Genomic DNA, 23,962 nt, shown 5'->3' with positions numbered 1-23,962 from the left:
GTTCAGTTCGGCATCGGCAGGGACGGCAACTCGCTGTCCAACCGGGAAACCCGGCGCTCCAGCGCCTGATCCGCTTTGCCGTGATCGCCCAGCGCCCGATACAGCCGCGCCAGCTCCGCCAGGGCGGTGGCGCTCTGGCTGGAATTGGCGGCGGCCTCGAAGAAGCTCTGCGCCTTGCCCCACAAACGCGCTTTCAGCGCCACCCGTCCGGCGGTGATCAACACCGCGGCATTACCGGGCCGTTCCGCCAGCCATCCTTCCAGAACCTGCAGCAAGTCATCCGGCGGCACATCGTCGATGGCCTCCAGAACCGGGGGCAAACGGTCATCCCACTCCTTGCCCAGTTGCTCGCGCACCAGACCCAGAGCCACTTTGCCCTGCCCCAGTTGCGCCAGGAAGCCGGCGTAGCGGGCTTTCATCGCCGGATCATTCTTCAGTGCCACCGGCACCGATTTCCACAGCCGCCGCAACTCAGCAGCGCGGGACTCGGCATCATTGAACCCGGGCTTCTGCGCCACTTCCTGCACCCGCGCCAGCCAGGCCCGGCGCTCGCGGCGCGCCACGCTCTGCTCATCAAGCACTTTGCGCAGCCGGGGAATCAGATCGCACAGCGCCGGCCAGTCATGCAGCCGGTCCAGCACATCGGCGTACAGTGTCAGAACCCGGCGATTGTTGGGCGCCTGTTTGAGCAGCGCTTCCAACTCATGACGGGCCTGTTCCGGCTGGCCGTCGTCCAGAGCGAACCGGGCCCGCATCAAACCGCTCATCAGCAGCCCCCGGCGATCCGCCGACGCTTCGCCCAGATACTGTTCCAGCGCCTCACCGTCACCGCGCTCGCGGGCGCATTCCGCCGCCAACAACCACGCCGCCAGCGGCCAGTCGCCTTCCCGACCGGCGGCGCTCAGCAGCCGTTCCGCCTTTTTGATGTCGCCATCCACCAGCAGCACCAGGCCGCTCTTCAGACGGCGGCGGGCCACCGACTGACGAAACCGGCGGGTGGCCCGCACCGGCTCGGCCAATTGCCACAATCCGTTGAGAATAAGGGTCGCCACCACCAGCGCCACCGCCGCCAGCACCATCACCAGCACGGCGAAGCCCAGCGTGGTATCCATTTCCCAGTTACCGCGCACCAACAGCAGATATCCGGAATCCGCCGCCATCCATCGGCCCAGCGCCGCCGCCGCGATCAGTGCCAGAACCAGCAACAGGAGAATTTTTTTCATGCGTCGCCCTCCTTGCGCTTGAGCTCACGAATCGCCGCCAGACCGCCGCCGATATCCGGCAGCGCCTGGCTGACCGCTTCCTCGTCCAGCTCATCCAGAGCGGAAAGCAGATGGCGCGTGGCCGGGTTGTCTCCACGGAACCACTGTGTGATGGTTGCCCGGGCCTGGTTCAGAGCCTGTCCGTAACTCTCCGCGCGCCCCTGCAATAGCGCCAGTTGTGCCTGCTGCAGGCTGGTATTGATGCTCAACCGCACCAGCGCCGCTTCGCTTTGCGTCATCGGCAGCGGCTCGGCGTCATCGTGATGGCGGATGTTCACCGGCAGATGGGAGAGAAATTGCTGCCACCAGGAAGGCTTGGCGTTGTCATCACCGGCGTTGCTGTTTTGCGGGCGCTCACGCAACGGGACCGCCAGTTCCTCGACGCGCTCGCGCAGCGCGCCGAGCCGCAGCACCAGCGCCTGGACGTCCATCTGCAGGGCCGCGTTGAGCGCTTCCATATCGGCGGCCAGAGCGCGGCGCGCCGGCAGTGTCTGCGGATCATCCAAACGGGCCAGGGTTTCATCGGCGGCTTTTAGCAAACGCCGCGCCGCTTCGGCGTCGCCGGTGAGCAGCAGGCGCTGGCTGGCCAGACTGGCCAGGGATTCCGCCTCGGTGATCAGCCACAGGCGCTGGCCGCCCTGGCTCATGTCATTCAGCTTTTCGCGATCCCGCGCCATGCGGGCTTCGGTTTCTTCCTGGGTATGACGCAAAGCCGCCAGCGCCTGACGCTGTTCCCGGCTTTCCTCACCCTGCTGGTCCAGCCGTTTTTCCAAACCGGCCACCTGCTGTTCCAGACCACTGCGCTGCCCTTCCAGGATCTGCCATTGCTGCCATCCCCACCAGCCGGCTCCCGCCAGCGCGGCGATCACGATAAGCAGAATAATCAATGGCCACAGGGCCAGGCCCCGCTGGGACGAAAGTGGACGGTACAGCGTCATGGGAGCTCCCTTTTTTGTCATCCCGTGTTGTCATCCCGGCGCGCCGCGCCGGTGATCGCCAAATGGCGGCATTTCCTTTGATACGATCCGGAACAAGCCTGAAAAACGAGGACGATGAAACGCCCAACAAGCCACAGCATAACCCGCTCCGGAAAGAAGAAAACCTTTGATGTCTGGCTATAGCGCCACGGTTGCAATTTTTTACTTCAATCGCCGGCACCGGCCAGCGCCGCCACCATGTCGCGGTCATGGGCGCTGGCGGCCACCGTCACGGGCCCCGGGTGGTCTTCGCGCACCGCCTGCGCCACCCGCTCACCGGCGCTCACCACCCGGGCCGTGGCGGGCACCCGCGCCGCTATCGCCCGCCAACCCTCGACACTGGTAACCAGCACCACGGAGGCCTCCCCGGGCCAACGGAAGGACGGATCCGGACGACGCCGGTAAAAGGGGATGATGTCGACCTCGGCACCGCGTTCCCGCAGTCGGGCGGCGAGCCAGTCACGGCCGCTGTCCGCGCGGCAAATCAGAATGCGCCGATCCGCCACGTCCGCCAGACAGGGCAGCCCCAGCACCGCTTCGGAATTGAAACCGGCGCCAGGATATTCCGGCGTCATCCCCGCCGCCGCCAGCACCCGGGCAGTGGCCTCCCCCACCGTCAGCCAGTGCACGCCCACCGGCCACTGCGGCCAGACATCGGCGAACGCCTCCAGGGCCAGCTCGGCGGCGTTGGCGCTGACGAAGAACACCGCGTGGTAAAGGTCCAGATCCAGGATTCGCCGCCGGTCCGCCGCCGACAGTGGCAACGGTTCGATGGCCAGCGCCGGCTGGTGGACGGGGACATGGCCGGCATCGCGCAGCAGCGCCGCCAGCGTCTCGCCCTGCCCCCGCGGCCGGGTGATCAGCACCGTACTCATGAGCGTTGATACAGCTCCGCCAGAATGCGCTCGGCGCCCTGCTCCAGTAATGACTCAGCCACCCGCGCACCCAGTTCCTCGGCCTGTTCGCGAGGCGCCCGTGCCTCGGCCCGCAGCACGGTGTCGCCGTTTTCGCTGGCCACCAGGCCACGCAGCCAAAGGGTATCGTCCTCAAGCAGGGCAAAACCGGCGATCGGCACCTGGCAGCCGCCTTCCAGGCGGCGATTCATGGCCCGCTCGGCGCTGACCCGGTCCCAGGTAAGCGGGTCATTGAGCGGTGCCAGCAGAGTCTGCACCGGCTCATCTCCAGCCCGGCATTCAATACCCACCGCGCCCTGCCCTACCGCCGGCAGGGACTCTTCCGGGGGCATTTCATAGCGAATGCGGTCATGCATCTCCAGCCGCTTGAGGCCGGCGGCGGCCAGAATGATGGCGTCGAAGTCACCACTGTCCAGCTTACCGAGCCGGGTCTGTACGTTGCCGCGCAGGCTTGACACCTTCAGATCCGGCCGATTAGCCAGTACCTGGGCCTGACGGCGCAGGCTGGACGTGCCGACACGGGCGCCTTCCGGCAAGGCGGACAGGGCATCGTGGTGGTTGGAGACGAAGGCGTCGCGGGGGTCCTCCCGTTCGCAAATCACCGGCAGCGCCATCCCCTCGGGGAGTTCCATCGGCACGTCCTTCATGGAATGCACGGCGATGTCGGCACGACCGTCCATCATCGCCTGCTCCAGTTCCTTCACGAACAGCCCCTTGCCGCCGATCTTGGCCAGAGGTGTATCGAGGATCTTGTCACCCTGCGTCTTGATCCGCACCAGCTCCACGGTCAGCCCCTCATGCAGTGCTTCCAACCGCCGCTGGACATACTCGGCCTGCCAGATGGCCAGGGGGCTGGAACGGGTAGCGATGCGCAGAATGCGGCTCATGAAGCTCTCCTGAACGGGTTAAGGAACCGTGGGCCGCACATTCTACCGGAAACAGGGCCGGGTTTGCCGGAGGGAAACGAGAACGACGGGAGAGCCCCGTCCATTCAACCCACCCATCGCTCAGATCCAGAAATCAAACGTCAATGTCGATATAATCAGATTTTATCGACATAAAAAATAGACATGTTCATACCATCGACACTAGACTGACCATATGTCGATATAGTTGGAAATTATAAACATGTCCTCCTCAATCTGGATCCCCGGACAGCCCTACAATCAATTGCCGCCCCTGCCTCCGAACACGGAACTGGAAAGCATTGCCGTATTGAAAGCCTGTATCCCGGCGCGGGCGGCTCTGGCTGAACTCAAGCAATCCGCCGAGTTACTCCCCAACCCGACCTTGCTGATCAATACCCTTCCTTTGCTGGAGGCCCAAAGCAGTTCCGAAATCGAAAATATTGTCACCACCAGCGACAAGCTGTTTCGTTATGCGGACGAAGAAGGCCAGGCCGATCCCGCGACGAAAGAAGCACTGCGTTACCGAACAGCCCTATACCAGGGGTACCGCAGCTTGGCGACCCGCCCTCTCAACACTTCCACCGCGGTGACGGTATGTTCCACCATCAAGGATGCCACCATGGATATCCGTCGCGTGCCCGGCACCACCATCGCCAATACACTCACCAACGAAGTGATTTACACGCCTCCGGTCGGTGAGCCCTTGCTACGGAATCTTCTATCGAATTGGGAGAGGTTCATGCACCAAAGCTCCCACGGACTGGACCCTCTGGTGATCATGGCTGTGGCTCACTACCAGTTCGAGGCTATCCACCCCTTTACCGATGGTAACGGCCGCACCGGACGGATACTCAACATCCTGTACCTGATCGAACAGAACCTGCTGACTCTGCCGATCCTGTATCTGAGCCGTTATATCGTACAGAACAAGAGCGATTACTATCGGCTTCTCATCGCGGTTACGCGAGAGCAGGCATGGCAGGAGTGGCTGCTTTTCATGCTCAATGCGGTCACCGAAACAGCCCGCTGGACCAGCGGCAAAATTGCCGCCATACGTGAACTGATCGAGCACACCAACCGGCATGTACAAGCCGAGTTGCCCAAAATCTACAGCCACGAACTGGTCCAAACCCTTTTCGAACAACCCTACTGCCGGATTCATAACCTGGTGCGGAGCGGCATAGCTAAACGCCAAACCGCCTCTGTCTATCTGAAACACCTCGTGGAAATAGGGGTTTTGGAGGAAATCCAAGCGGGCAGGGAAAAGTTGTTCGTACACCCGAAGCTGATCCAGGTTCTGACCACCAACGACAATCACCCCACTCCCTACGACGACCGCCGCTAGCCTCACCGCTCCATCATCGGAATCAGCATCAGTTTCGATTCAGCAGCGCCTGGCGCAATGCGGACAGGTGGCGGCGACTGACCGGCAGGCGCGCCTCCAGATCGCGCAGGCGCACTTCATAGCCGCCGTCGGAGCCGCTGTGTTCCAGCGCCTCAATGTAGTGCAGCGCCACCAGGGTGCTGCGGTGGGTGCGCACGAACAGGCCGTCGAATTCCTTCTCCAGGTCCTTGAGCGGTTCGTTGATCACCACCGATCCCCCGGTGTGATAGACGGTGACGTATTTCTGGTCGGCCTGGAAATAGCGCACGTCCTCCACCTGTACCAGTTCCAGGCCACGGTAGGTGCGGGCGCTGATATGACGACGCTGACGCGGCCGGTTGGCGGCCATGCGATGCTGCACTTCCGCCAGTTGCACCTGATTCAGGGCGCGGACTTTCTCCAGGGCCTGGCGCAGGTCGGCCTCGCTCACCGGCTTGAGCAGATAATCCAATGCGTGGACCCGAAAGGCTTGCAGCGCGTGTTCCTCGAAAGCGGTACAGAAGATCACCGCCGGGGCCGGTTCCAGGCGGGTCAGGTGGGCACTGGCCTCGAGGCCATCCATATCCGGCATGCGGATATCCATCAGCACCACATCAGGGTGCAAACGGCTGGCACTGGCCAAGGCTTCACGCCCGGTGCCGGCCTCCGCCACCACCTCCATGTCGCATCGTTCCACCAGCCGCTTCAGTCGCATTCGGGCCAGGGCTTCGTCGTCACAGACCAATACGCGCATGCGTCCCCCTTTTCCTGTCCGTGCTTCATTCTATCGTTATGTCTTCCTGCGCTCTTTCCCGCTCCTGTCCGGTTACCGATCCGGGGCGGGCGGGAAAACGGATTTCCACGTCATAATGCCGCTTCAGATCCCGGGCGCGCACCTCCACCTGATTGCCATGCAGCACTTCCAGACGGTGACGCACATTTTCCAGCGCCATGCGGTTACCGCGGTGATGGCCTTCCCCTTCCGGCTTCGGATTACGCACGCTCAACACTATACGGCCTTCCTGGCACCGGGCTCTGATGGTGATCACACCCCCGCCGGGCAGCGGTTGAATACCGTGATAAATGGCGTTTTCCAACAAGGGCTGCAGTGTCAGCAGCGGCATTTCCTGATGCCGGGGATCCAGCTCGACACGCCAGTTCACCCGCAGCCGCTCTCCGAGGCGCAACTGCTCAATATTGATATAGCGCTCACACAGCGACAATTCCTCGGTCATGGGCACCGGGTCCGCATTGTCCTTGAGGCTGGCCCGGAACAGCCTGGACAGATCCTCCACCGCCCGCTCGGCGGCATCCGGGTCGATACTGATCAGACTGGCGATGATGTTCATGGAATTGAACAGGAAATGCGGCCGGATCCGCGACTGCAGCGCCTGTAAACGAGCCTGCAACTGGGCCTGCCCCTGGCGCCGCAGTTGCTCCTGCACATAGACGTAACGCATCACCAGCCCGGCAAGGATGGTGGCGATCAGCACGTTGATGAGGATATTCGGGTGCCAGAGGGCATTGCCCGACGGTGCCCAGGACAACCAGCCGGTGAGCAGATTGGCGGCGGCACTGAAGACCAGCGTATTCGCCGACACCACCGCCACCACCGCCAGGGCCGCCCAGGAATGAGGCAGGCGGTTCAGCCAGCGGCGCAGCATACAAATCAGCGCCGCCGAACTGAGCGCCACCCACTGGATGAACAATGAAGTCAGTGCCAGCCGGCCAAGACTGAACGCCTGGTAGTAGCTGGCCACCAGAGCCACCACTATGGCCATCAGTTCCGCCACCACCACCACCACCAGCACCGCCCGGGCGGAGCACAGATCAGGCAGGAAGGCATTTTGCGAGGAGGTATCCATGCTAGGGCCTGTTCACACTATTTGCATCCCGCCTGCTGGATGCCCTTTTTACCTCCAGCCAGGCGGAGGGCGCGCGGTTTGGTCATTCCAAATGAGCAACCGACAACGACGCGGGAGGTAAAAAGGGCTCCAGCCCTTCGGGCCGCGGCTAAAACACCACCACTCTGCGTTACTCGTCGTTCATTTGGAATGACCAAACTTCTCTCCTCGTGCCTGGATTGTTGACGTTTTAGCCGCAACAGGCGCGATGCAAATAGGGTGAACAGGCCCTAGCGGTTATACCCTGCCGGGAGCCCCACAGCCAGCCCGCCGGTGTTATACTGCGCGCCCGTTATCCGGTCCGGTGGTGGGTACCGGCGCATCAACGAACAGACGAGCAGCAACATGAGCGACAAGCAGCAGCAAAACAAACTCTGGGGCGGCCGCTTCAGCGAATCCACCGATGCCTTCGTGCAGGCATTCACCGCCAGTGTGCTGTTCGACCAGCGCATGTACCGGCAGGATATCCAGGGCTCCCAGGCCCACGCCACCATGTTGGCGGAAGTTGGCGTGCTTACCACCGAGGAGCGCGACGCCATCCTCCAGGGGCTGGATGAAATCCGCCAGGAGATCGAAGCCGGGGAATTCGCCTGGTCGGTGGCGCTGGAAGACGTGCACATGAACATCGAAGCACGGCTCACCGACAAAATCGGCATCACCGGCAAGAAGCTGCACACCGGCCGCTCCCGCAACGACCAGGTGGCCACCGACATCCGTCTGTGGCTGCGCGATGAGATCGACCAGCTCGACGCCGAATTGCTGCGTCTGATGAACGGCTTGCTGGACCTGGCCGAGCGCGAAGCCGCCACCATCATGCCCGGCTTCACCCACTTGCAGACCGCCCAGCCGGTGACCTTCGGCCACCATCTGCTGGCCTGGTTCGAGATGCTCAAGCGCGACCGCGAGCGGCTGCTGGATTGCCGCAAAAGAGTCAACCGCATGCCCCTGGGCGCCGCCGCGCTGGCCGGCACCACCTATCCGATCAAGCGCGAACGCACCTGCGAGCTGCTCGGGTTCGACGCCGTGTGCGAAAACTCCCTGGACGCAGTCAGCGATCGCGACTTCGCCATCGAGTTCTGTGCCCTAGCGGCGCTGTCCATGACCCACCTGTCTCGGATCAGTGAGGAACTGGTGCTGTGGACCAGCGCCCAATTCAACTTCATCGACCTGCCGGACCGGTTCTGCACCGGCAGCTCGATCATGCCGCAGAAGAAAAACCCGGATGTGCCGGAGCTGGTGCGCGGCAAGACCGGCCGCGTCAACGGCCACCTGATCAGCCTGCTGACCCTGATGAAAAGCCAGCCCCTGGCCTACAACAAGGACAACCAGGAAGACAAGGAACCGCTGTTCGACGCCGTGGACACCCTGGCCGGCAGCCTGCGCGCCTTCGCCGACATGATCCCGGCGCTGGAACCAAACCGGGAAGTGATGCGCGAAGCGGCCCGCCGCGGCTTCGCTACCGCCACCGACCTGGCCGACTACCTGGTGCGCAAGGGCATCCCGTTCCGCGACTCTCACGAAATTGTCGGCAAAGCGGTGGCCTATGGCGTCAGCAAGAAGAAGGACCTGGGCGACATGAGCCTGTCCGAGCTGCGCCAGTTCAGCGACCAGATCGATGACGACGTGTTCGAAGTCCTCACCTTGGAAGGCTCGGTGAGCGCCCGCAACCACATCGGCGGCACCGCCCCGGAACAGGTGCGCGCCGCCGTGGCCCGCGCCCGCCAGGCGCTCGGCGCCTGAGACATCCGCGCTATCGCGGTCCTTTCCTGTAGGACTTCCCTGTAAGGAAAGGACCGCGATTCCCGGCTCAGAACCAATCCTCGAGCTGCAGTCCCGGCACCCGATCGAATTCCTTGGTGTTGTGGGTCACCAGCGCCAGTCCATTCGCCAATGCCGTACGCGCATTCAGGGCGCCCAGTTGGTTGTTTTTTACGCAGACTGAAAGGCCAAACCCGAGCCCACATGGACGTGCTCGTAGCGTGCCCTGGCACGCTGACCGCCGGCTTTCCTCCCCCGGCAAGAGACACCCTGATTCACCGCCTGCCTGAATTCATCTCTACCAGGACAGCCCGACCGCAATACCGTCAGAAATCCGCGCTCACCGACAGCACCGCCGTGCGCGGCGCACCCACGGTGAGCATGCTCCAGCTGTTGACGCTGGCCCAGTACGCCCTGTCCCCCACGTTCTGCACGGTGAATCGCACCGTCACCGGGGTTCCGGCCAGGTCCGCCCGGTAACGCGCTCCCACATCCCAGGTGGTCCAGGACGGCAGTTCGCGGTCGTTGCTGCTGTCCAGGTACTGCTCTCCGGTATGGGTGACGGACGCCGACAAGGTCAGGTCCGGCAACGGGGCCGGATCCCACTCAACGGTCATATTGGCTTGAAAGTCCGGAACACCGATCGGCGTGTTGCCTTTTTTGGCGGTGTCTTCGCTGCGCGTGTATTCGGCGTCCATGAGCATCAGCCCGGACATCAACCGGAGACGATCGGAGAGACGACCGAACACCATAGCCTCGATACCCCGGTTGCGCTGTTCACCGCTGCGCCGGTAGACACTGCCGTCCAGCTCCGCCGACGGTTTGGTGATTTGAAACGCATCCAGGGTGGCGCCGAGACCGCCCCGGTCCAGCTTGACGCCCACTTCGTACTGTTTGGCCACGTACGGTGCCAGAGCCTGTCCGGCGCCATCTGCCCCCTCCGGCACGATGTCGCCACGGCTGAGCCCTTCGGTGTAATTGCCATAGAACGACACCCCGGACCAGGGGGAGACCACCACCCCGCCGAACAGAGCCGTCGCACCTTTATCGTAATCGTTGGTGAACATCCCGGCGTTGTAGTTATCGGTTTCGATACGCTGGCGGCGGGCCCCCAGCGTCACCTGCAAACGCCGATCAAGAAACGACAGAGTGTCGGCCACCGCCACGCCGCTGAATTCGGATTCGGACAACTTGGGAATACTGCCTGGCCGCGCCACCGTAATTTCCGGGTAACCCACCGGATCATAAATGTTCGAGTCCCAGTCGTCGGTGGCGTAAACCGCGCCACGCCGGTAAGTTTCCCGGTAACGGCTGACCTGCAATGACATCTCATGGCTCACCAGGGCGGTGTCGAGCAGGGCCCGCAGCCCGGCATCGGCGGTACGGCGCTGATTGCGGAACAGCATATAGGACGGCGAATCCTTCACATCCCCGGCGCTGTTCTGAATCACCGGGTAGCCGAACAAACGGTCCACTTCACTGTCACCACCGCCCACGTTGGCGAACAGCATCAACTGATCGTCAAGATCGTATTCGACCGACAGCAGCATCGACTGATCGTCCACGCGGGACCATTCCCACGCCTGGGTAACGTTGCGCCGGCCGTCGGGCGCACCGGGCAAAGGCACACCGGTGGCGATCATCAGTTCCCTGGACGGGGCGTCATAATCCTCGCGCTGATCCAGCAGATCCAGGCTGGCGCGCAACCGGTCGCCCTGATAATCCACCGCCAGGGCGGCGTAGCCGGAGGTCCGCTCCTGATTATCCAAACGGGTGTCACCGTCGGTGTGACCGCCGTTGAAGCGGATGCCCCAGCGGCGCTGCTCACCGAACCGGCGGCTCACATCCACGGCGCCCCCGAATTGCTGGTCCTGGGTAAATTGCAGTTCCGCCCGGTTGAGGTCGGCGTCCTGGGCGCGCTTGGGCACGACATTGATGGTGCCGCCGACGCTGCTGTTGGGAGACAGACCGTTGAGCAGGGTGGACGGCCCCTTGAGCACCTCCACCCGCTCGGCGTAACCGGTCAGCACCCGATAGTTGGGAGCCACCCCGAACACCCCGTTGTAGGAGACCTCTCCGGAGTTGCCCTCGTTCATGGCAAAGCCGCGGATGAAGAAGGAATCCAGCATGCCGCCGGGACCGCTGGCATTACGCACCGAGGGGTCATTGCGGACCATTTCCGCCACCGTGCGCGCCTGGAGATTGTCGATGGTTTCGCGGGTGTAGCTGGTGATGTTCACCGGCGCGTCCATGTAGTCCTTGTTGCCGAGCATGCCGACCTGACCGCCGCTGGCAAGCTGGCCGCCCTCGTAGGGGACCGGAAGCGCCATCGCCGGCGAGCCGCCGATGCCAGCGCTCACATCCACCTGGTCCAACACCTGTGCCTGCTCGGCACGGATCACGTACACCGCTTCGGAAGCGCGGCGGGCGGTCAGTCCGGTGCCGGCCAGCAACCGGCGCAGGCCCTCGTCCACGGTGTAATCACCGCGCAGACCGGCGCAGTCTTTACCATCCAGCAAGCCGGCCCCGGCCTGCACACTGATGCCGGCTATATCGGCGAAACGATACAGCGCCGGTGCCAGGGCTCCGGGAGGCAGATCATAGGACTGGCGCGCTGCCGGATCGGCCATCGCCAATAGCGGCAGCAGCAGGAGCAGCGACCACCACGGCCGTGACCACACGGCGCTGCGTTGAACACGGAGAAACGGAAGCATCACGGTCATTACTGGGTTTCCTGAAACAGTGCGAGGTCTTTGCCAGTAAGGACACGCGAAACGGAAAAAGGGGACAGCGCATTTCAGCGGGCGCGCACCGTCACCCAGTAGGGCGTCAGAAAGGCCACGTCCACCGGCACCGTGGCCGGCAGCGCCGCCAGGATCTGGTCACTGTGATCAAGCTGGAAAGTACCGCTGATACGCAGCGCGCCGGCATCTTCATCGCAACGCACCACGCCATGACGATAGCGCGCCAGTTCTTTCAGGAAGCGACTCAGCGGCATGTCATCGGCCACCAGCCGCCCTTCGGTCCAGGCCGCCAGTTCTGGCGGTGCGGTCTTGGTGGAGCCAATTGCCTCATGGCTGAAACGGGCCTGCTGGCCGGCATGCAACACTCGCGGTGACGCCGACGCCGAGGCATCGCCGGGGCGAATCACCACCGCGCCTTCGAACACGGCCACCCGGGTGGACGCCGCCGAGCCGCGCCGTACCAGGAAACGGGTGCCCAGAGCCTCGATCAGGCCCTCGCTGGTGCGCACCCGCAGTGGGCGATGCCGTTGCGACGGTGGCAAGCCATCGTCGCCGCTGGTCACCAGAATTTCACCGGCACGCAACAATAACAGCCGTTGTTCCCGATCAAACAGCACGTCCAGAGCGGAGCCTGTGTTAAGCATGACACGGGAGCCGTCATCGAGGACCAGCTCGCGGCGCTCACCAATACCGGTGCGATAGCTGGCGTTCCACTCGCTCCAGGGCAGCGCGCGCGCCGCCAGATAAGCCGCCGGAGCCAGACCAATCAATACCGCCAGATGCTTGAGCGCGCCGCGGCGGTCCAGACGCTGGCGGCGATCCAGGGTACGCATACCCACTTCGGCGGGGATCCGCTCGAACGTTTCGGCAAGACGCAAGGCCCGCTGCCAGGCCCGCTCGTGATCCGGATGCGCGGCCCGCCAGCGTTCCAGGTCGGCGCGTTCGGCGTCGTCCAGATCGGCTTCGCGCCAGCGCAGGAACCAGTGAGCGGCACGGCGCGCCACCTCACGCTGCAACGACTGGCTGCCGTCCTTGTTTACCCCATCAGAGTTCAGTCCATCAGCAGAATGCATTCTTCCAGGGCCCGGGCCATGTAGCGTTTCACGGTGCGCTCGCTCACCACCAGATGTTCGGCGATGGCGGCATAGGTCAGCCCTTCCAATTGGGACAGGAGAAAAGCGGTGCGCACCTTTTCCGGTAACCGGTCCAGGAGAGCATCCACTTCCTGCAGCGTTTCCAGCAAGGCCAGCCGCCATTCCGGCGAAGGCGCCTGCTCCGGAGGCAGCAGCGCCAGGGTTTCCTTGTAGGTCCGTTCCAGGGACAGGCGCCGATAATGGTTCACCAGCAAGCGACCGGCCACGGTACTCAGGTAAGCGCGCGGCTCGCGCACCGCCAGCACCCCGTCCCGGTCACGGGCGGTCAGCAGCCGCATGAAGGTATCCTGGGTCAGATCCTCGGCGCTATGTGAGCAGTCCAGGCGCCGCCGCAGCCACCCTCTCAGCCAACCGGAATGGGAGTGATACAACTGGTCGATACGGCGCTCGAAGGCCTCCTTCTCACCGGCGATCGTCATAGCAGTCCCCACCCCAGTCAATAATGCGAATTGTTATCATTATATCACTTTGGTGGAAACCTCCTCCATCATTCCCGATGGTCGATGGCCGCGCCGGCTAGGCGGCTGTGCGGAGCCGGCGCCGCAATACGCGGTGCCGGTGGGTAAAGACCCGGCGGATGAACCATCGCGTCAAGGGGGCCGCCAGGCGGGGCTTGAACGTCAGTTGGTCCACCAGCAGATGGCTGTCCGGGTCATCCTCACAAGGCAGAATACGCCGCTCATGACGCCACAGCGCCATGGATCCCATGGGAGACTGTTCCAGGAAGCCCCGGCCCGGGTCCAGCGCCAGCAGCGTCATGTCCGAATAATCGATGGGCAGAATGCCGAACAGAAAAATATAGCTGCGGAACAGGCGTGTTCCGCAACGCACCTCCACGTCATCCAGAGAATGAATCCCCTTCGGCGCCGTCATGCGTAACCACGGGCGCAGTTCCGCGGCAATGCCGTCCACCGAAGTGATCCATTGCCAGATTCGGGATTCCGGTACGGATAAGCGGGATTCAAATCGCAGTGTGATCGGGTCGCTCATGGTTGCTCCTTGCCGGCTATCGGCGAGCTGCGTATTGCACGTCGACGCAAACACGAGTAAATCTCACATTTCAGGCCGTCCGCCGCTACTCGCATTCACCGCCATGACCGGCATCCGCAAAAAGCCCCGCCAACAGCGCTCCCGCGCCACCTGGGACGCGATTCTGGAGGCGGCGGCTCAGCTTTTCGGGGAACGGGGCTATACCGGCACCACCACCAACAAGGTGGCGGAGCGAGCCGGTGTGTCCATCGGCTCGCTGTATCAGTATTTCCCAAACAAGGAGGCGCTGCTGCTGGCGTTGAGCGAGCGGCATATGGAGGAAAGCGGCGCGACCTTGAGCGCCGTCTTCCAACAATTGGAGCAGGAACGTCCGGACCTGGAAACAACCCTGACCTCGTTGATCGAGGCCACCGTGGCATTGCACCGGCACAACCCCGCCATGCATCGCTTGCTGTTCGAGCAAACACCCCGATCGGCGGCACTGATGTCGAGGTTCCGGCGCCTGGAAACGTTGATGGCCACGGCGGTGGCCGGGCAATTGACCCGTCTTGGTGTTGGCGGCCCCCATCCCGAGGCCCGCGCCCTGCTGCTGGTGCAAGGTGTGGAGGCACAGGTCCACGGCGCCGTACTGGCACCTCCCGAAGGTCTCTCCAGCGAAACTCTGGTGGAAGAAATCAAGGCTCTGTGGCTGACCGCACTACGAAGTGGGCACCCCCGGTGACCCCACGCCGCCATGTCCGCTATGCTCCGGGTCAGTGTTCCATTGGCATTGCCACACCGACATAGCCACCTTTTTAAAAGGAAGCCAGTCATGACAATAATGATTATCGGACTCGTGCTGTTTCTGGGCGTCCATTCCGTACGTATCTTCGCCGAGCCCTGGCGCCAGGCCCGGATTCAACAGCTGGGGGAACCCGCCTGGAAGGGGATCTATTCACTGGTGGCCCTGATCGGGCTGGTATTGACGATCTGGGGGTACGGTCAGACCCGGCTTGATCCTGTGTTTGTCTGGAACCCGCCAGTGGCCTTGCGCCATCTCACTGTGCTGCTGATGATTCCGGCGTTGATTCTGCTGGTGGCGGCCTATGTGCCAGGCAATGCCATCAAGGCCCGCCTTGGCCACCCGATGATGCTGGCGGTGAAAGTCTGGGCCCTGGCCCACCTGCTGTCCAATGGCCGGCTGGGTGACATCGTTCTGTTCGCGGCCTTCCTGGTCTGGGCGATTCTGGCATTCCGCGCCGCCCGCCGGCGGGAGCCCGCCAGCCGGACCGGCGGCCGCTCCAGCGCCACCATTACCACCGTGGTGGTGGGGCTGGTGGCCTATGGCCTGTTCGCTGTTTTCCTGCATCCCTGGTTGATTGGTGTGCCGGTGATGTGAGCAGCCACCGTCACATCCCGTTGGCCGGCTCCGGCAGTTGGCAAACGTCCACCCATTCGCCTTCCACCAGCTCCGCCAGCCGCTGCGGCGCGATACGCACCGCGCTGTGGGTGGCGCCGGCGGCGGGAAGCACTTCGTCGTAAAGGCGCAGGGATTGATCGCAGTACACCGGTAGTGGCGTGGCCAATCCGAAAGGACAGACGCCGCCGACCGGGTGGCCGGTGAGCGCCAATACGGTTTCCGCGTCGAGCATTTTCGCTTTGGCCTCGAATACCGCGCGCATTTTTCGGTTATCGATACGGGCATCACCGCGAGCCACCACCAGGATTTCCCGTTCACCGACCCGGAACGCCAGAGTTTTGGCGATCTGCCCGGGCTCGACACCGTGAGCCTGGGCGGCCAGCGCCACCGTGGCGGTACTGGTGTCCAGCTCGATGATACGAATCTCCGGTGCTTTTTCGGCGAAAAACGCGCGCACGCTATCCAGGCTCATGGCGGCTATCTCTTCAGGTAATGAAAGCGGCAAGGTGGGGAACGCCGGGCACAGGCCCGGCGCGATCACAGGTCGTAGTCGCCGGCGGCTTCCGGCTGGTACTCGACGTCAAGGATGACGATGCGCAGGGTTCGGCCATTGCGGCCCGGCCAGTCGATACTCTGGCCCTTGGCCAGTCCCAGCAAGGCCGCGCCCACCGGCGCCAATATCGACACGGTGTCGGGCTTGCCGGCGTCTTGCGGGTACACCAGCGTCACCGACCATTCCCGACCGCTGTTTTCCTCACGGCAGCGGACCCGGGAGTTCATCGTCACCACATCCGCCGGCATGCTGCGGGGTTCCACCACCGTGGCTCGCAGCAATTCGTCCTCCAATCCCAGCACCTGGTCGTCATCCAGGTCCTCCAGCAACGGCTCAATGCGGCTGACATCCAATCGCGACACCGTAATAGGCGGCGGCAACATGTTCATACTCCTGTGGAAGCGCCCCTTCCGCGGGGCGCGGGCATAACATCACCGGCAACGATTTTTTCTATCGGCCCGGCAACGGTCCGGGAATGACCGCCATGGGCGGCGGCCACTATAAAAACGGCGTTCCGATGGGAACGCCGTTGGGTTGTTGTTCCCTGATATTAGGCCAGTGGTGTTTTTTGGCAAGCCCGGGGGAGAGAATCCCTTGCCGAACGCCGTCAAAGTGACCGGCGGCGGTGTCATCCACCCCCGGTAACCCGCTATACTCGCCGCATTCAACCCTGCTTCCCGGAGCCTTTCATGCGTGCATTGAGCCTGTTGGTGTTGGTGCTGTTGAGCGGTTGCGGCCAGAAAGGCCCGCTCTACTTCGCCGAGCCGGCCCCGCCGCCCCAGCCCCAGGATCAACCACCGGCGACGGAGACGGCCCCTGCCGTGGACAACGACGACGATTCGGACCAGGACCCGCATTAACAGGATGAGCCCCATGGATCACTTTCCCTACCGCGACGGTACCCTGTACGTCGAGGAATTGCCGCTGACACTGCTGGCCGAACGCTTTGGCACGCCGTTGTATGTCTATTCCCGGGCCGCCCTGGAGACGCACTACCGCGCCTTCGATGACGCCTTTGGCGACCATCCCCATCAGGTTTGCTACGCGGTGAAGGCCAACAGCAATGTGGCGGTGCTCAATGTGCTGGCCCGCTGCGGCGCCGGTTTCGACATCGTCTCCGGCGGCGAGCTGGAACGAGTGCTGCGTGCCGGCGGCGATCCGGACAAGGTCGTCTTCTCCGGCGTCGGCAAGACCGCCGATGAGATGGCCCGTGCCCTGCAGGTCGGCATCCATTGCTTCAACGTCGAATCGGCGGCGGAACTGGAACTGCTCAACCTGGTGGCCGGCGAACTGGACCAGGAAGCGCCCATCGCCATCCGGGTGAATCCGGATGTCGACGCCCAGACCCATCCGTATATCTCCACCGGCCTCAAGGAAAACAAATTCGGTGTCGACATCCGCAAGGCGCCGGCGTTGTATCAACGGGCGGCGGAACTACCGCACATCCGGATTCTCGGCATCGACTGCCACATCGGCAGCCAACTGACCCGTCTGGAGCCGTTCGAGGACGCGCTGGAGCGGGTGCTGGCACTGCTGACCGAACTGCAGGAACTGGGCATCGAGATCCACCACCTGGATCTGGGCGGCGGTCTCGGCGTCACTTACAACGACGAAACACCACCGGCCCACGAGGATTACGTGGCCGCCCTGCTGCGGCACATTCCCGGCGAGTTACCGGTACACATCGAACCGGGCCGCGCCATCGCCGCCAATGCCGGCGTGTTCCTGACCCAGGTGCTGTTCCTGAAACCCACCGAGCATCGCAACTTCGCCATCGTCGACGGCGCCATGAACGACCTGATCCGCCCCAGCCTCTATTCCGCCTGGCAGGACATCGTGCCGGTGACGCCCCATGAGGCGGACTGCCGGGACTGGGACATCGTCGGCCCGGTGTGCGAAACCGGCGACTTTCTCGGCAAGGACCGGGCCCTGGCCCTGGAGGCCGGCGACCTTCTGGCGGTGCGTTCCGCCGGCGCCTACGGTTTCGCCATGGCCAGTAACTACAACAGCCGTGGCCGGCCGGCGGAGATTCTGGTGGACGGCGATCAGGCCTTCGTGGTGCGCCAGCGGGAAACCATCGAGGATCAGCTCAAGCTGGAAACGCTGCTGCCCTGACAGGGACTTAGGCGCCAGCCATCGGGGACCGAGCACCACCGGAGCAGGCCGCTGGCGCGCGGCACACTGGTACCGCTGCCCGCTCACTCTCCAGTAAGCTGCGCCACCCGGTGGTGGCCGTGACCGTCTCCCAGCGCCGCCTGCAACACCGGCATCGCCTGCTTCATGTTTGCCGCCAGAGTATAAGGCGGATTGATCACCAGCAGCCCGGAGCCGGTCATGCCACGTCCGCTGGCGTCGGCGCGCATGCAACATTCCAGGCGCAGCAGGTTGGGAATGTCCGCTTCCACGAACCGGCGCACGAAGCGCTCGGTACGGTTACGTTCCAACACCGGATACCAGATCGCGTAGGTGGCGGTGGCGAATTTACGCAACGCCTGGCGCACCGCTTCCACCACCTGGGTGTAGTCCGCTTCCAGTTCATAGGACGGGTCGATCAGAACCAGTCCACGACGGTGCCGCGGCGGCAGCAACGCCTTGAGACCCTGCCAGGCGTCCAGCTTCTCCACGCGGACTCGTCTGTCACCAGCGAATTCCTGCCGTAGCAGCTCAAAGTCGGTGCTGTGCAGCTCGGTACACTGCAGACGATCCTGCTCACGAAGCAGGTGGGCGGCAATCAGGGGCGATCCGGGATAGTGACTCAGGCGCCCCACCGGATTGAGTTGCGCCACCACCGACAGATAGCGGTCCACCGCGGCCACGCCGGTACGCTCACCGAACAGGCGGGCGATACCATCCACGTACTCCCCGGTCTTCTGCATGTGCGCGTCGTCAATGGCATAGCGCCCGGCGCCGCCATGGGTATCGTGCACGGTGAACGGCTTCGGTTTGAGCCGCAGATGATCGAGGATCGCCACTTCCACCAAATGCTTGAGGACATCGGCGAAACTGCCGGCGTGATAACTGTGACGGTAACTGAGCATGGCGGGTCCCGAGGCGGCAAACCGGCATTGTACGCGGGGAGCAACCAACACGCCTATACTCGGAGCGGCCCCGGCTTTCCCTCCATCAGGCGGGCGGCAAGGCCCGCATGCCGCGCCGGATGAAATCCGTGGTCACCTCCGGCTGGGTCAGCGGCAACATGTGGCCGCCTTCGATAAGCTCCAGTTCCACTTTGTCCGGGAACCGGTCCACCATCCCCTGCCCCTGTTCCCGCGGATCGAGAATGCGGTCGCCTCGACCATAGAGGATCCGGACCGGCACTTGCAGATCGGCATAACGCTGCTGCAGCTCCGGCACCACCCCATCCAGCGCCAGCAAATCCCGTGACGCCGCGATGAAATGACTGGGTCTCAGCCCGAGCGCGCCGCCACCGCGTATCGCATAGTCGGCTGGCACTGTTTCCGGCCCGAACACGATATCCAGCACCTTTTCCCGATAACGCATGGTCATCGGCACCATCAGCGTCCAGGCCACCAGTTGCCGCAACCAGGACTGACGTATGCCCAGCGCCGCGAACGCCTTGGAGGGCCCGGCGGCGGGCATATGAGTCAGCGGCGCGATCAGCGTCAGCCCCCGCACCTTGTCCGGATGCCGCAACGCCGTGGCCAGCGACAGCGCCCCGCCCAGCGAGTGCCCCACCAACATCGGCTTACCCAGTTGCAAGGCGTCGATGACGCCGGCCACCACATCGGCCTGAACTACCAGGGAGGCGGAGGAACGCGCGGCGCGTTCCGAATAGCCGCTGCCGGGGCGATCAATGGCCACCACCCGATAATCCTTGGCCAGTTCGCCGAGCACTTTGTAGGAGAAGTGCTGGGAGACCCCGCTCAGTCCATGAATCAGCAGCAGGGTTTCCGGCCCGCTGCCTTGCTCGATGTAGTGGATACGGTTGCCCATGACCGTGACGAAACGGCCCTCCGGCGGCAAGCCAAACTGCACTTTGCGCACCGTCATCCAGGTGAAAACAAAAAGTCCCGCCGCGATCAGAATCACCACGATCAACAGGCCGCTCAGCACATACCCCATAGCCGTTTCCTTCGTTTTTCTTCCCTACCGTTATTGAAACAGCGTGGTTATTGAAACTGCAGCACGCCGTCATCCAGTCTGCCGTACTGGATCATGTATTTGTCTTTCAGGTAATTCTGATGCACGCGCCAGCATTCGCGGTCGCCTTGTTGCGGCATGACATCCACGCCACGCTGGACATAGCCGGAACTGAAATCGAGGAACGGCAGCGCCTTGACGGCCGGATCGCGCCGCGCCACCGCCATCCGCGCGCCCTTCCTGTCCATGTAACGCAACAGGCGGGTCATGTAGTTGCAGGTCAGTTCGGCCTTCAACGTCCAGGACGCGTTGGTATAACCAAAAGTGAGCATCAGGTTCGGCACATCGCTGAGCATCATGCCTTTGTAAGCCATGCAGTCGGCCACCGCCATTGCCTTGCCGTCCACTTCCAGCCGCACATCGCCCAGGGCGTTCAATTTCAGCCCGGTGGCGGTGACGATGATGTCCGCCTCCAGCTCCTGGCCGGAAGCAAGTCGGATACCGCCCGGCGTGAAGCGGTCGATGGTATCGGTGACGATATCCACCCGCCGGGAGCGCAACATATGAAACAGATCGCCGTCCGGCACGGCGCAAACACGCTGATCCCAGGGACGGTAGTCCGGCGTGAAGTGTTTCATGTCCACTCCCGAGCCGACCTGACGCTGTGCCAGATGCAACAGGTATTCCCGGGTGGGGCCGGGCCGGGTACGGGCATTGTGGAAGAAACGCTGGCCGAGCAGCACGTTCTTCCAGCGGGTCAGGCGATAGGCCAGCGGCAGGGGCAACCAGCGCTGCATGGCGTGGGCAAGCCGGTCCACCAGGGGGCGCGCGAAGATATAGCTGGGGGAGCGTTGCAGCATGGTGACCCGCGCCCCCTGTTCGGCCAGTGCCGGCACCAGGGTGACGGCGGTGGCGCCGCTGCCGATAACGACAATGCGTTTGCCCTGGTAGTCCAGTTGCTCCGGCCAGAACTGCGGATGAATGATTTGTCCGGTAAAGTCCGACTCGCCGGGAAACTCCGGCCGATAGCCCTCGTCGTAGCTGTAGTAGCCCGAGCAGGAGGCGATGAAGCGGGTCCGGATGCGCTCCTCCCGCGTCTCCCCGGTCCGGTCGGTGGCCTTGACCCGCACCGTCCACAACCCTTCGTCACTGGACCAACTGGCCGACATCACCTGATGGCGGAAGCGAATGTTGTGAATGGCTCCGGACTCTTCGGCGATTTCCTCGATATAGCGCTTGATGTCCGCGCCATCGGCAATCGCCTTGCGGCCGGTCCAGGGCTTGTAGCTGTAGCCCAGGGTATACATGTCCGAGTCCGACCGTATGCCCGGATAGCGGAACAGGTCCCAGGTACCGCCAATGGCATCCCGCCGCTCAAGAATCAGATAGCGCTTGTCCGGACACTTGTCGCTCAGGGCCCGGGCCGCGCCGATGCCGGACAGGCCCGCGCCGATGATCAGGACATCCAGGGGGGCGGGCTGAAATTGTTCTTGTTGTTTATTCATGCTGATATCCTCTGTGCCTCGCGCCAATACGGGCTTGCGCGTTTGCGATGAAACGGCCGCGGGCCTTTGCTGGTAAGCATGAGTGACAATTTATATTGTCACTTATAATTTGACAACGCCGCTTTTCAGAATCCTCATGGCCACAGAAACCACAGGCAAGCGACCGTACCGGGGCACCGCCGCACGGGAACGGCGCGCACTGCGCCGCCAGCAGTTGATCGATGCCGCGACCGAGGTCTACGGCCACAACGGCTACCGGCATTCCAGTGTCAAACAGGTGTGCGACGCCGCCGGCCTGACCCAGCGCTATTTCTATGAATCCTTCGGCCACAGCGATGAGCTGCTGATCGCCTGTTATGAGCAGGCCACCCGACGCCTGCGCGCGCACAACATGGCCGCCGCCGAGGCCGCGGGGGACGACCCGCTGGCCCGCTGCCGCGCCATGCTGCGCTCCTATTTCCAGGAGTTGAAAGACAAACCGAATGTTGCCCGGCTGTTGCTGATCGATATTCGCGGCATCAGCCCGGCGGTGGACCGGGCCATCGATGACGCCCTGCGGGCCGGCATCCAGAACATGACCCAGGCCCTGGCCCGGCCCGGTCAGCAGTTCGACCCCATGCTCCAGGCCGGCCTCCAGGGCGGCTTCATTCATATCGCGCTATATTGGATGGCCACCGGTTATGCCCAGCCGGTGGACACGGTGACGGAAACCGCGCTGAAGATTTGCGCCGCCCTGCTGGAATAATCCCCGCCCTACTGCTCCCCTGCAAATCCCCGTACAATGGTGGTTTTCGTTATCTGCGCGGATGCGTCGCATGCGACTGAAATTCACCAAAATGCACGGGCTTGGCAACGATTTCGTGGTCGTGGATGGCGTGCGCCAGCCGCTGCCGGAAAACGGCCCGCCGTTACCGGCGGAAGAGCTGCGGCGCTTGGGCGACCGGCATTTCGGCATCGGCTTCGATCAGATGCTGGTGGTGCAACCGGCCCGTAAAGAGGGCGTGGACTTTCGCTACCGCATTTTCAACAGCGATGGTTCCGAAGTGAGCCAGTGCGGCAACGGCGCCCGCTGCTTCGCCCGCTTCGTCCGTGACGAGGAACTCACCGACAAACACGAGATCCGCGTGGAGACCGCCGCCGGCGAAATGACCTTGCGGGTCACCGACGATGGCCTGGTGACCGTGGACATGGGCGCGCCGCGCTGGGCTCCGCAAGCCATTCCCTTCACCGCCAAGGCGGAAGCGGACAGCTATTTTCTGGTGGCCGGCAACAACGGCTATGAAGTCTCCGCCGTGGGGCTGGGTAATCCCCATTGTGTCCTGTTGGTGGAAAATGTGGACAACGCCCCGGTGGACACCGTCGGGCCGTTGCTGGAAAGCCACGAGCAGTTTCCCGAGCGGGTCAACGTGGGGTTCATGCAGGTGATCAGCCGCAACGAGATCCGGCTGCGGGTCTATGAACGCGGCGCCGGTGAAACCCTGGCCTGCGGCTCCGGTGCCTGCGCCGCGGTTTTGTGCGGCCAGCGCAGAGGCCTGCTCGACGATACCGTCACCGTGCACCTGCTCGGCGGCGCCCTGCAGGTCCACTATCCCCATGGCAGCCAGGACAGCCAGAGCGGCGTGTTGATGACAGGCCCTGCAAGCCGTGTCTATGATGGCGCCATCGACATTCCGCAGCCGAGCAAAGCCCGTTGAGCCAACCCACGGGGATGATTTCATGAGCGAGCAAAAACCCACCAGCGCCGACCAGGTCGCCGCTTTCCTGCGCCAGCACCCGGACTATTTCCAGCAACGGCCGGAGCTGCTGGAACTGCTGCGTCTGCCGGACGCCCGCGGCCAGGCGGTTTCCTTACTGGAACGCCAGGCGGCGATCCTGCGCGAACGCAATCAGGAGTTACGCGAACGCCTGAACGGCCTGCTTGACGTGGCGCGGGAAAATGACCGCTTGTTCGAACTGACACGAGGCCTGACCCTGGCCCTGCTGGAAGCACGCACCCCCGACAAGCTGTTCCGGGGCCTGGTGCGTACCCTGGAAGACGACTTCCATTGCGACGCCGTGGCCCTGCTGCTGCACGACCGCGAGATCCCGATTCTCGGCGAATTGCGCAAACAGGTACGGCTGATCGACGATGAAGCGCTGCCCTCCGGCCTGGCGCCGATGCTGCGTCCAGGCAAGTCGGTATGCGGCGTGTTCCGCCAGGAAGAACTGAAAGCGCTGTTCCAGGAGCAGAGCGAGCAGGTGCAATCCGCCGCCCTGATCCCGCTGGATTTCCATGGCCCGGTCGGTCTGCTGGCCATCGGCAGCCGTGACGCCATGCACTTCCGCAGCGGCATGGACACTCTGTTCATCAACCACCTGGGCGATATCCTGGCGCGCCGTCTCAGCGAAGTGGGCCATTCCAGTACCGCCCGCCAGGCGCAACGGGCCTGA

At 63.4% G+C, this 23,962-nt stretch carries 24 protein-coding genes; 9 read left to right on the top strand and 15 right to left on the bottom strand.

The window, feature by feature from the left end; all coding sequences use genetic code 11:
• Positions 1 to 2 precede the first annotated feature (2 nt).
• The 4 genes from CRO06_RS15785 to hemC all read right to left on the bottom strand — a co-directional run bounded on the left by CRO06_RS15785 (position 3) and on the right by hemC (position 4,040).
• Positions 3 to 1,223, bottom strand: a complete 1,221-nt coding sequence (locus tag CRO06_RS15785; protein WP_022995149.1) for a heme biosynthesis HemY N-terminal domain-containing protein — start codon at positions 1,221 to 1,223, stop codon at positions 3 to 5.
• Positions 1,220 to 2,200: a uroporphyrinogen-III C-methyltransferase gene (locus tag CRO06_RS15780; protein WP_055099556.1), complete on the bottom strand. Its 981-nt coding sequence runs from the start codon at positions 2,198 to 2,200 to the stop codon at positions 1,220 to 1,222. The genes CRO06_RS15785 and CRO06_RS15780 overlap by 4 nt, the downstream gene beginning before the upstream one ends.
• A 206-nt stretch (positions 2,201 to 2,406) precedes the next feature.
• On the bottom strand, positions 2,407 to 3,114 hold the full coding sequence (locus CRO06_RS15775) for a uroporphyrinogen-III synthase (protein WP_244902845.1): 708 nt from the start codon (positions 3,112 to 3,114) through the stop codon (positions 2,407 to 2,409).
• A complete protein-coding gene (hemC, locus tag CRO06_RS15770) occupies positions 3,111 to 4,040 on the bottom strand; it encodes a hydroxymethylbilane synthase (protein ID WP_097058836.1) in 930 nt (309 codons plus the stop codon). Before hemC ends, CRO06_RS15775 begins: the two co-directional genes overlap by 4 nt.
• Positions 4,041 to 4,281: 241 nt before the next feature.
• Between hemC and fic the strand changes: the two genes are divergently transcribed.
• The gene (gene fic, locus CRO06_RS15765) at positions 4,282 to 5,406 is read left to right on the top strand and encodes a protein adenylyltransferase Fic (RefSeq protein ID WP_097058835.1); all 1,125 of its coding nucleotides are present in this window, start codon (positions 4,282 to 4,284) and stop codon (positions 5,404 to 5,406) included.
• Between the two features lie 28 nt (positions 5,407 to 5,434).
• Here fic and CRO06_RS15760 read toward each other — a convergent pair whose 3' ends face one another.
• Complete coding sequence (locus CRO06_RS15760) at positions 5,435 to 6,178, bottom strand: LytR/AlgR family response regulator transcription factor (protein WP_097058834.1); 744 nt, start codon at positions 6,176 to 6,178, stop codon at positions 5,435 to 5,437.
• Positions 6,179 to 6,203: 25 nt separating this feature from the next.
• Positions 6,204 to 7,289 carry a sensor histidine kinase gene (locus CRO06_RS15755; protein ID WP_022995144.1) on the bottom strand — a complete coding sequence of 362 codons (1,086 nt, stop codon included), beginning with the start codon at positions 7,287 to 7,289 and terminating at the stop codon, positions 6,204 to 6,206.
• A 384-nt stretch (positions 7,290 to 7,673) separates the two neighbouring features.
• On the opposite strand from CRO06_RS15755, the gene argH reads away from it, so the two are divergent.
• Positions 7,674 to 9,068: an argininosuccinate lyase gene (gene argH, locus CRO06_RS15750; RefSeq protein ID WP_022994928.1), complete on the top strand. Its 1,395-nt coding sequence runs from the start codon at positions 7,674 to 7,676 to the stop codon at positions 9,066 to 9,068.
• 344 nt (positions 9,069 to 9,412) lie between these two features.
• Here argH and CRO06_RS15740 read toward each other — a convergent pair whose 3' ends face one another.
• The 4 genes from CRO06_RS15740 to CRO06_RS15725 all read right to left on the bottom strand — a co-directional run bounded on the left by CRO06_RS15740 (position 9,413) and on the right by CRO06_RS15725 (position 13,974).
• The gene (locus CRO06_RS15740) at positions 9,413 to 11,809 is read right to left on the bottom strand and encodes a TonB-dependent receptor (RefSeq protein ID WP_097058833.1); all 2,397 of its coding nucleotides are present in this window, start codon (positions 11,807 to 11,809) and stop codon (positions 9,413 to 9,415) included.
• Positions 11,810 to 11,883: 74 nt separating this feature from the next.
• Positions 11,884 to 12,903, bottom strand: coding sequence for a FecR domain-containing protein (locus CRO06_RS15735; protein WP_063140969.1), 1,020 nt, complete (start codon positions 12,901 to 12,903; stop codon positions 11,884 to 11,886).
• A complete protein-coding gene (locus CRO06_RS15730) occupies positions 12,882 to 13,403 on the bottom strand; it encodes a sigma-70 family RNA polymerase sigma factor (RefSeq protein ID WP_022994925.1) in 522 nt (173 codons plus the stop codon). The genes CRO06_RS15735 and CRO06_RS15730 overlap by 22 nt, the downstream gene beginning before the upstream one ends.
• Positions 13,404 to 13,500: 97 nt before the next feature.
• Positions 13,501 to 13,974 carry a hypothetical protein gene (locus tag CRO06_RS15725; RefSeq protein ID WP_097058832.1) on the bottom strand — a complete coding sequence of 158 codons (474 nt, stop codon included), beginning with the start codon at positions 13,972 to 13,974 and terminating at the stop codon, positions 13,501 to 13,503.
• A 103-nt stretch (positions 13,975 to 14,077) separates the two neighbouring features.
• Between CRO06_RS15725 and CRO06_RS15720 the strand changes: the two genes are divergently transcribed.
• Both CRO06_RS15720 and CRO06_RS15715 read left to right on the top strand, forming a co-directional pair.
• On the top strand, positions 14,078 to 14,695 hold the full coding sequence (locus CRO06_RS15720; protein WP_097058831.1) for a TetR/AcrR family transcriptional regulator: 618 nt from the start codon (positions 14,078 to 14,080) through the stop codon (positions 14,693 to 14,695).
• A 90-nt stretch (positions 14,696 to 14,785) separates the two neighbouring features.
• Positions 14,786 to 15,352: an NnrU family protein gene (locus tag CRO06_RS15715; protein WP_055100506.1), complete on the top strand. Its 567-nt coding sequence runs from the start codon at positions 14,786 to 14,788 to the stop codon at positions 15,350 to 15,352.
• 10 nt (positions 15,353 to 15,362) lie between these two features.
• Here the strand turns inward: CRO06_RS15715 and CRO06_RS15710 are convergent, their stop codons facing one another.
• Positions 15,363 to 15,845, bottom strand: coding sequence for a YbaK/EbsC family protein (locus CRO06_RS15710; RefSeq protein WP_026948255.1), 483 nt, complete (start codon positions 15,843 to 15,845; stop codon positions 15,363 to 15,365).
• Between the two features lie 65 nt (positions 15,846 to 15,910).
• The gene (gene rnk / locus CRO06_RS15705) at positions 15,911 to 16,309 is read right to left on the bottom strand and encodes a nucleoside diphosphate kinase regulator (protein ID WP_022994915.1); all 399 of its coding nucleotides are present in this window, start codon (positions 16,307 to 16,309) and stop codon (positions 15,911 to 15,913) included.
• Positions 16,310 to 16,615: 306 nt separating this feature from the next.
• On the opposite strand from rnk, the gene lptM reads away from it, so the two are divergent.
• Together lptM and lysA are read left to right on the top strand one after the other, a co-directional pair.
• Positions 16,616 to 16,786 carry an LPS translocon maturation chaperone LptM gene (gene lptM, locus CRO06_RS15700; RefSeq protein WP_022994914.1) on the top strand — a complete coding sequence of 57 codons (171 nt, stop codon included), beginning with the start codon at positions 16,616 to 16,618 and terminating at the stop codon, positions 16,784 to 16,786.
• A 13-nt stretch (positions 16,787 to 16,799) separates the two neighbouring features.
• Positions 16,800 to 18,041 carry a diaminopimelate decarboxylase gene (gene lysA, locus CRO06_RS15695; protein WP_097058830.1) on the top strand — a complete coding sequence of 414 codons (1,242 nt, stop codon included), beginning with the start codon at positions 16,800 to 16,802 and terminating at the stop codon, positions 18,039 to 18,041.
• A gap of 83 nt (positions 18,042 to 18,124) precedes the next feature.
• On the opposite strand, the gene CRO06_RS15690 is transcribed toward lysA, so the two are convergent.
• From CRO06_RS15690 to CRO06_RS15680, 3 genes are all read right to left on the bottom strand, one after another.
• Complete coding sequence (locus CRO06_RS15690) at positions 18,125 to 18,964, bottom strand: 23S rRNA (adenine(2030)-N(6))-methyltransferase RlmJ (RefSeq protein WP_097058829.1); 840 nt, start codon at positions 18,962 to 18,964, stop codon at positions 18,125 to 18,127.
• An 85-nt stretch (positions 18,965 to 19,049) separates the two neighbouring features.
• Positions 19,050 to 20,009 carry an alpha/beta fold hydrolase gene (locus CRO06_RS15685; protein ID WP_022994911.1) on the bottom strand — a complete coding sequence of 320 codons (960 nt, stop codon included), beginning with the start codon at positions 20,007 to 20,009 and terminating at the stop codon, positions 19,050 to 19,052.
• 47 nt (positions 20,010 to 20,056) lie between these two features.
• Complete coding sequence (locus CRO06_RS15680) at positions 20,057 to 21,532, bottom strand: flavin-containing monooxygenase (RefSeq protein ID WP_080531652.1); 1,476 nt, start codon at positions 21,530 to 21,532, stop codon at positions 20,057 to 20,059.
• A 136-nt stretch (positions 21,533 to 21,668) separates the two neighbouring features.
• Between CRO06_RS15680 and CRO06_RS15675 the strand changes: the two genes are divergently transcribed.
• The 3 genes from CRO06_RS15675 to CRO06_RS15665 all read left to right on the top strand — a co-directional run bounded on the left by CRO06_RS15675 (position 21,669) and on the right by CRO06_RS15665 (position 23,962).
• Entirely contained in the window at positions 21,669 to 22,277 is a 609-nt protein-coding gene (locus CRO06_RS15675) for a TetR/AcrR family transcriptional regulator (RefSeq protein WP_022994909.1), read from the top strand.
• Between the two features lie 70 nt (positions 22,278 to 22,347).
• Positions 22,348 to 23,226 (top strand): diaminopimelate epimerase, encoded by an 879-nt coding sequence (gene dapF / locus CRO06_RS15670; RefSeq protein ID WP_022994908.1) that lies wholly within the window; start codon positions 22,348 to 22,350, stop codon positions 23,224 to 23,226.
• A 22-nt stretch (positions 23,227 to 23,248) separates the two neighbouring features.
• A complete protein-coding gene (locus tag CRO06_RS15665) occupies positions 23,249 to 23,962 on the top strand; it encodes a DUF484 family protein (RefSeq protein WP_097058828.1) in 714 nt (237 codons plus the stop codon).

This window comes from Alloalcanivorax xenomutans (assembly GCF_900217905.1).
Classification (GTDB): domain Bacteria; phylum Pseudomonadota; class Gammaproteobacteria; order Pseudomonadales; family Alcanivoracaceae; genus Alloalcanivorax; species Alloalcanivorax xenomutans.
Note: the sequence above shows the minus strand (reverse complement) of the source record. Positions and strands in the feature narration are given on the sequence as shown.

What these genes read in the sequence shown, in the direction of transcription:
- CRO06_RS15785 (WP_022995149.1), bottom strand. Translation starts at nt 1,223, where the DNA reads ATGAAAAAAATTCTCCTGTTGCTGGTTCTGGCACTGATCGCGGCGGCG.
- CRO06_RS15780 (WP_055099556.1), bottom strand. Translation starts at nt 2,200, where the DNA reads ATGACGCTGTACCGTCCACTTTCGTCCCAGCGGGGCCTGGCCCTGTGG.
- CRO06_RS15775 (WP_244902845.1), bottom strand. Translation starts at nt 3,114, where the DNA reads ATGAGTACGGTGCTGATCACCCGGCCGCGGGGGCAGGGCGAGACGCTG.
- hemC (WP_097058836.1), bottom strand. Translation starts at nt 4,040, where the DNA reads ATGAGCCGCATTCTGCGCATCGCTACCCGTTCCAGCCCCCTGGCCATC.
- fic (WP_097058835.1), top strand. Translation starts at nt 4,282, where the DNA reads ATGTCCTCCTCAATCTGGATCCCCGGACAGCCCTACAATCAATTGCCG.
- CRO06_RS15760 (WP_097058834.1), bottom strand. Translation starts at nt 6,178, where the DNA reads ATGCGCGTATTGGTCTGTGACGACGAAGCCCTGGCCCGAATGCGACTG.
- CRO06_RS15755 (WP_022995144.1), bottom strand. Translation starts at nt 7,289, where the DNA reads ATGGATACCTCCTCGCAAAATGCCTTCCTGCCTGATCTGTGCTCCGCC.
- argH (WP_022994928.1), top strand. Translation starts at nt 7,674, where the DNA reads ATGAGCGACAAGCAGCAGCAAAACAAACTCTGGGGCGGCCGCTTCAGC.
- CRO06_RS15740 (WP_097058833.1), bottom strand. Translation starts at nt 11,809, where the DNA reads ATGACCGTGATGCTTCCGTTTCTCCGTGTTCAACGCAGCGCCGTGTGG.
- CRO06_RS15735 (WP_063140969.1), bottom strand. Translation starts at nt 12,903, where the DNA reads ATGCATTCTGCTGATGGACTGAACTCTGATGGGGTAAACAAGGACGGC.
- CRO06_RS15730 (WP_022994925.1), bottom strand. Translation starts at nt 13,403, where the DNA reads ATGACGATCGCCGGTGAGAAGGAGGCCTTCGAGCGCCGTATCGACCAG.
- CRO06_RS15725 (WP_097058832.1), bottom strand. Translation starts at nt 13,974, where the DNA reads ATGAGCGACCCGATCACACTGCGATTTGAATCCCGCTTATCCGTACCG.
- CRO06_RS15720 (WP_097058831.1), top strand. Translation starts at nt 14,078, where the DNA reads ATGACCGGCATCCGCAAAAAGCCCCGCCAACAGCGCTCCCGCGCCACC.
- CRO06_RS15715 (WP_055100506.1), top strand. Translation starts at nt 14,786, where the DNA reads ATGACAATAATGATTATCGGACTCGTGCTGTTTCTGGGCGTCCATTCC.
- CRO06_RS15710 (WP_026948255.1), bottom strand. Translation starts at nt 15,845, where the DNA reads ATGAGCCTGGATAGCGTGCGCGCGTTTTTCGCCGAAAAAGCACCGGAG.
- rnk (WP_022994915.1), bottom strand. Translation starts at nt 16,309, where the DNA reads ATGTTGCCGCCGCCTATTACGGTGTCGCGATTGGATGTCAGCCGCATT.
- lptM (WP_022994914.1), top strand. Translation starts at nt 16,616, where the DNA reads ATGCGTGCATTGAGCCTGTTGGTGTTGGTGCTGTTGAGCGGTTGCGGC.
- lysA (WP_097058830.1), top strand. Translation starts at nt 16,800, where the DNA reads ATGGATCACTTTCCCTACCGCGACGGTACCCTGTACGTCGAGGAATTG.
- CRO06_RS15690 (WP_097058829.1), bottom strand. Translation starts at nt 18,964, where the DNA reads ATGCTCAGTTACCGTCACAGTTATCACGCCGGCAGTTTCGCCGATGTC.
- CRO06_RS15685 (WP_022994911.1), bottom strand. Translation starts at nt 20,009, where the DNA reads ATGGGGTATGTGCTGAGCGGCCTGTTGATCGTGGTGATTCTGATCGCG.
- CRO06_RS15680 (WP_080531652.1), bottom strand. Translation starts at nt 21,532, where the DNA reads ATGAATAAACAACAAGAACAATTTCAGCCCGCCCCCCTGGATGTCCTG.
- CRO06_RS15675 (WP_022994909.1), top strand. Translation starts at nt 21,669, where the DNA reads ATGGCCACAGAAACCACAGGCAAGCGACCGTACCGGGGCACCGCCGCA.
- dapF (WP_022994908.1), top strand. Translation starts at nt 22,348, where the DNA reads ATGCGACTGAAATTCACCAAAATGCACGGGCTTGGCAACGATTTCGTG.
- CRO06_RS15665 (WP_097058828.1), top strand. Translation starts at nt 23,249, where the DNA reads ATGAGCGAGCAAAAACCCACCAGCGCCGACCAGGTCGCCGCTTTCCTG.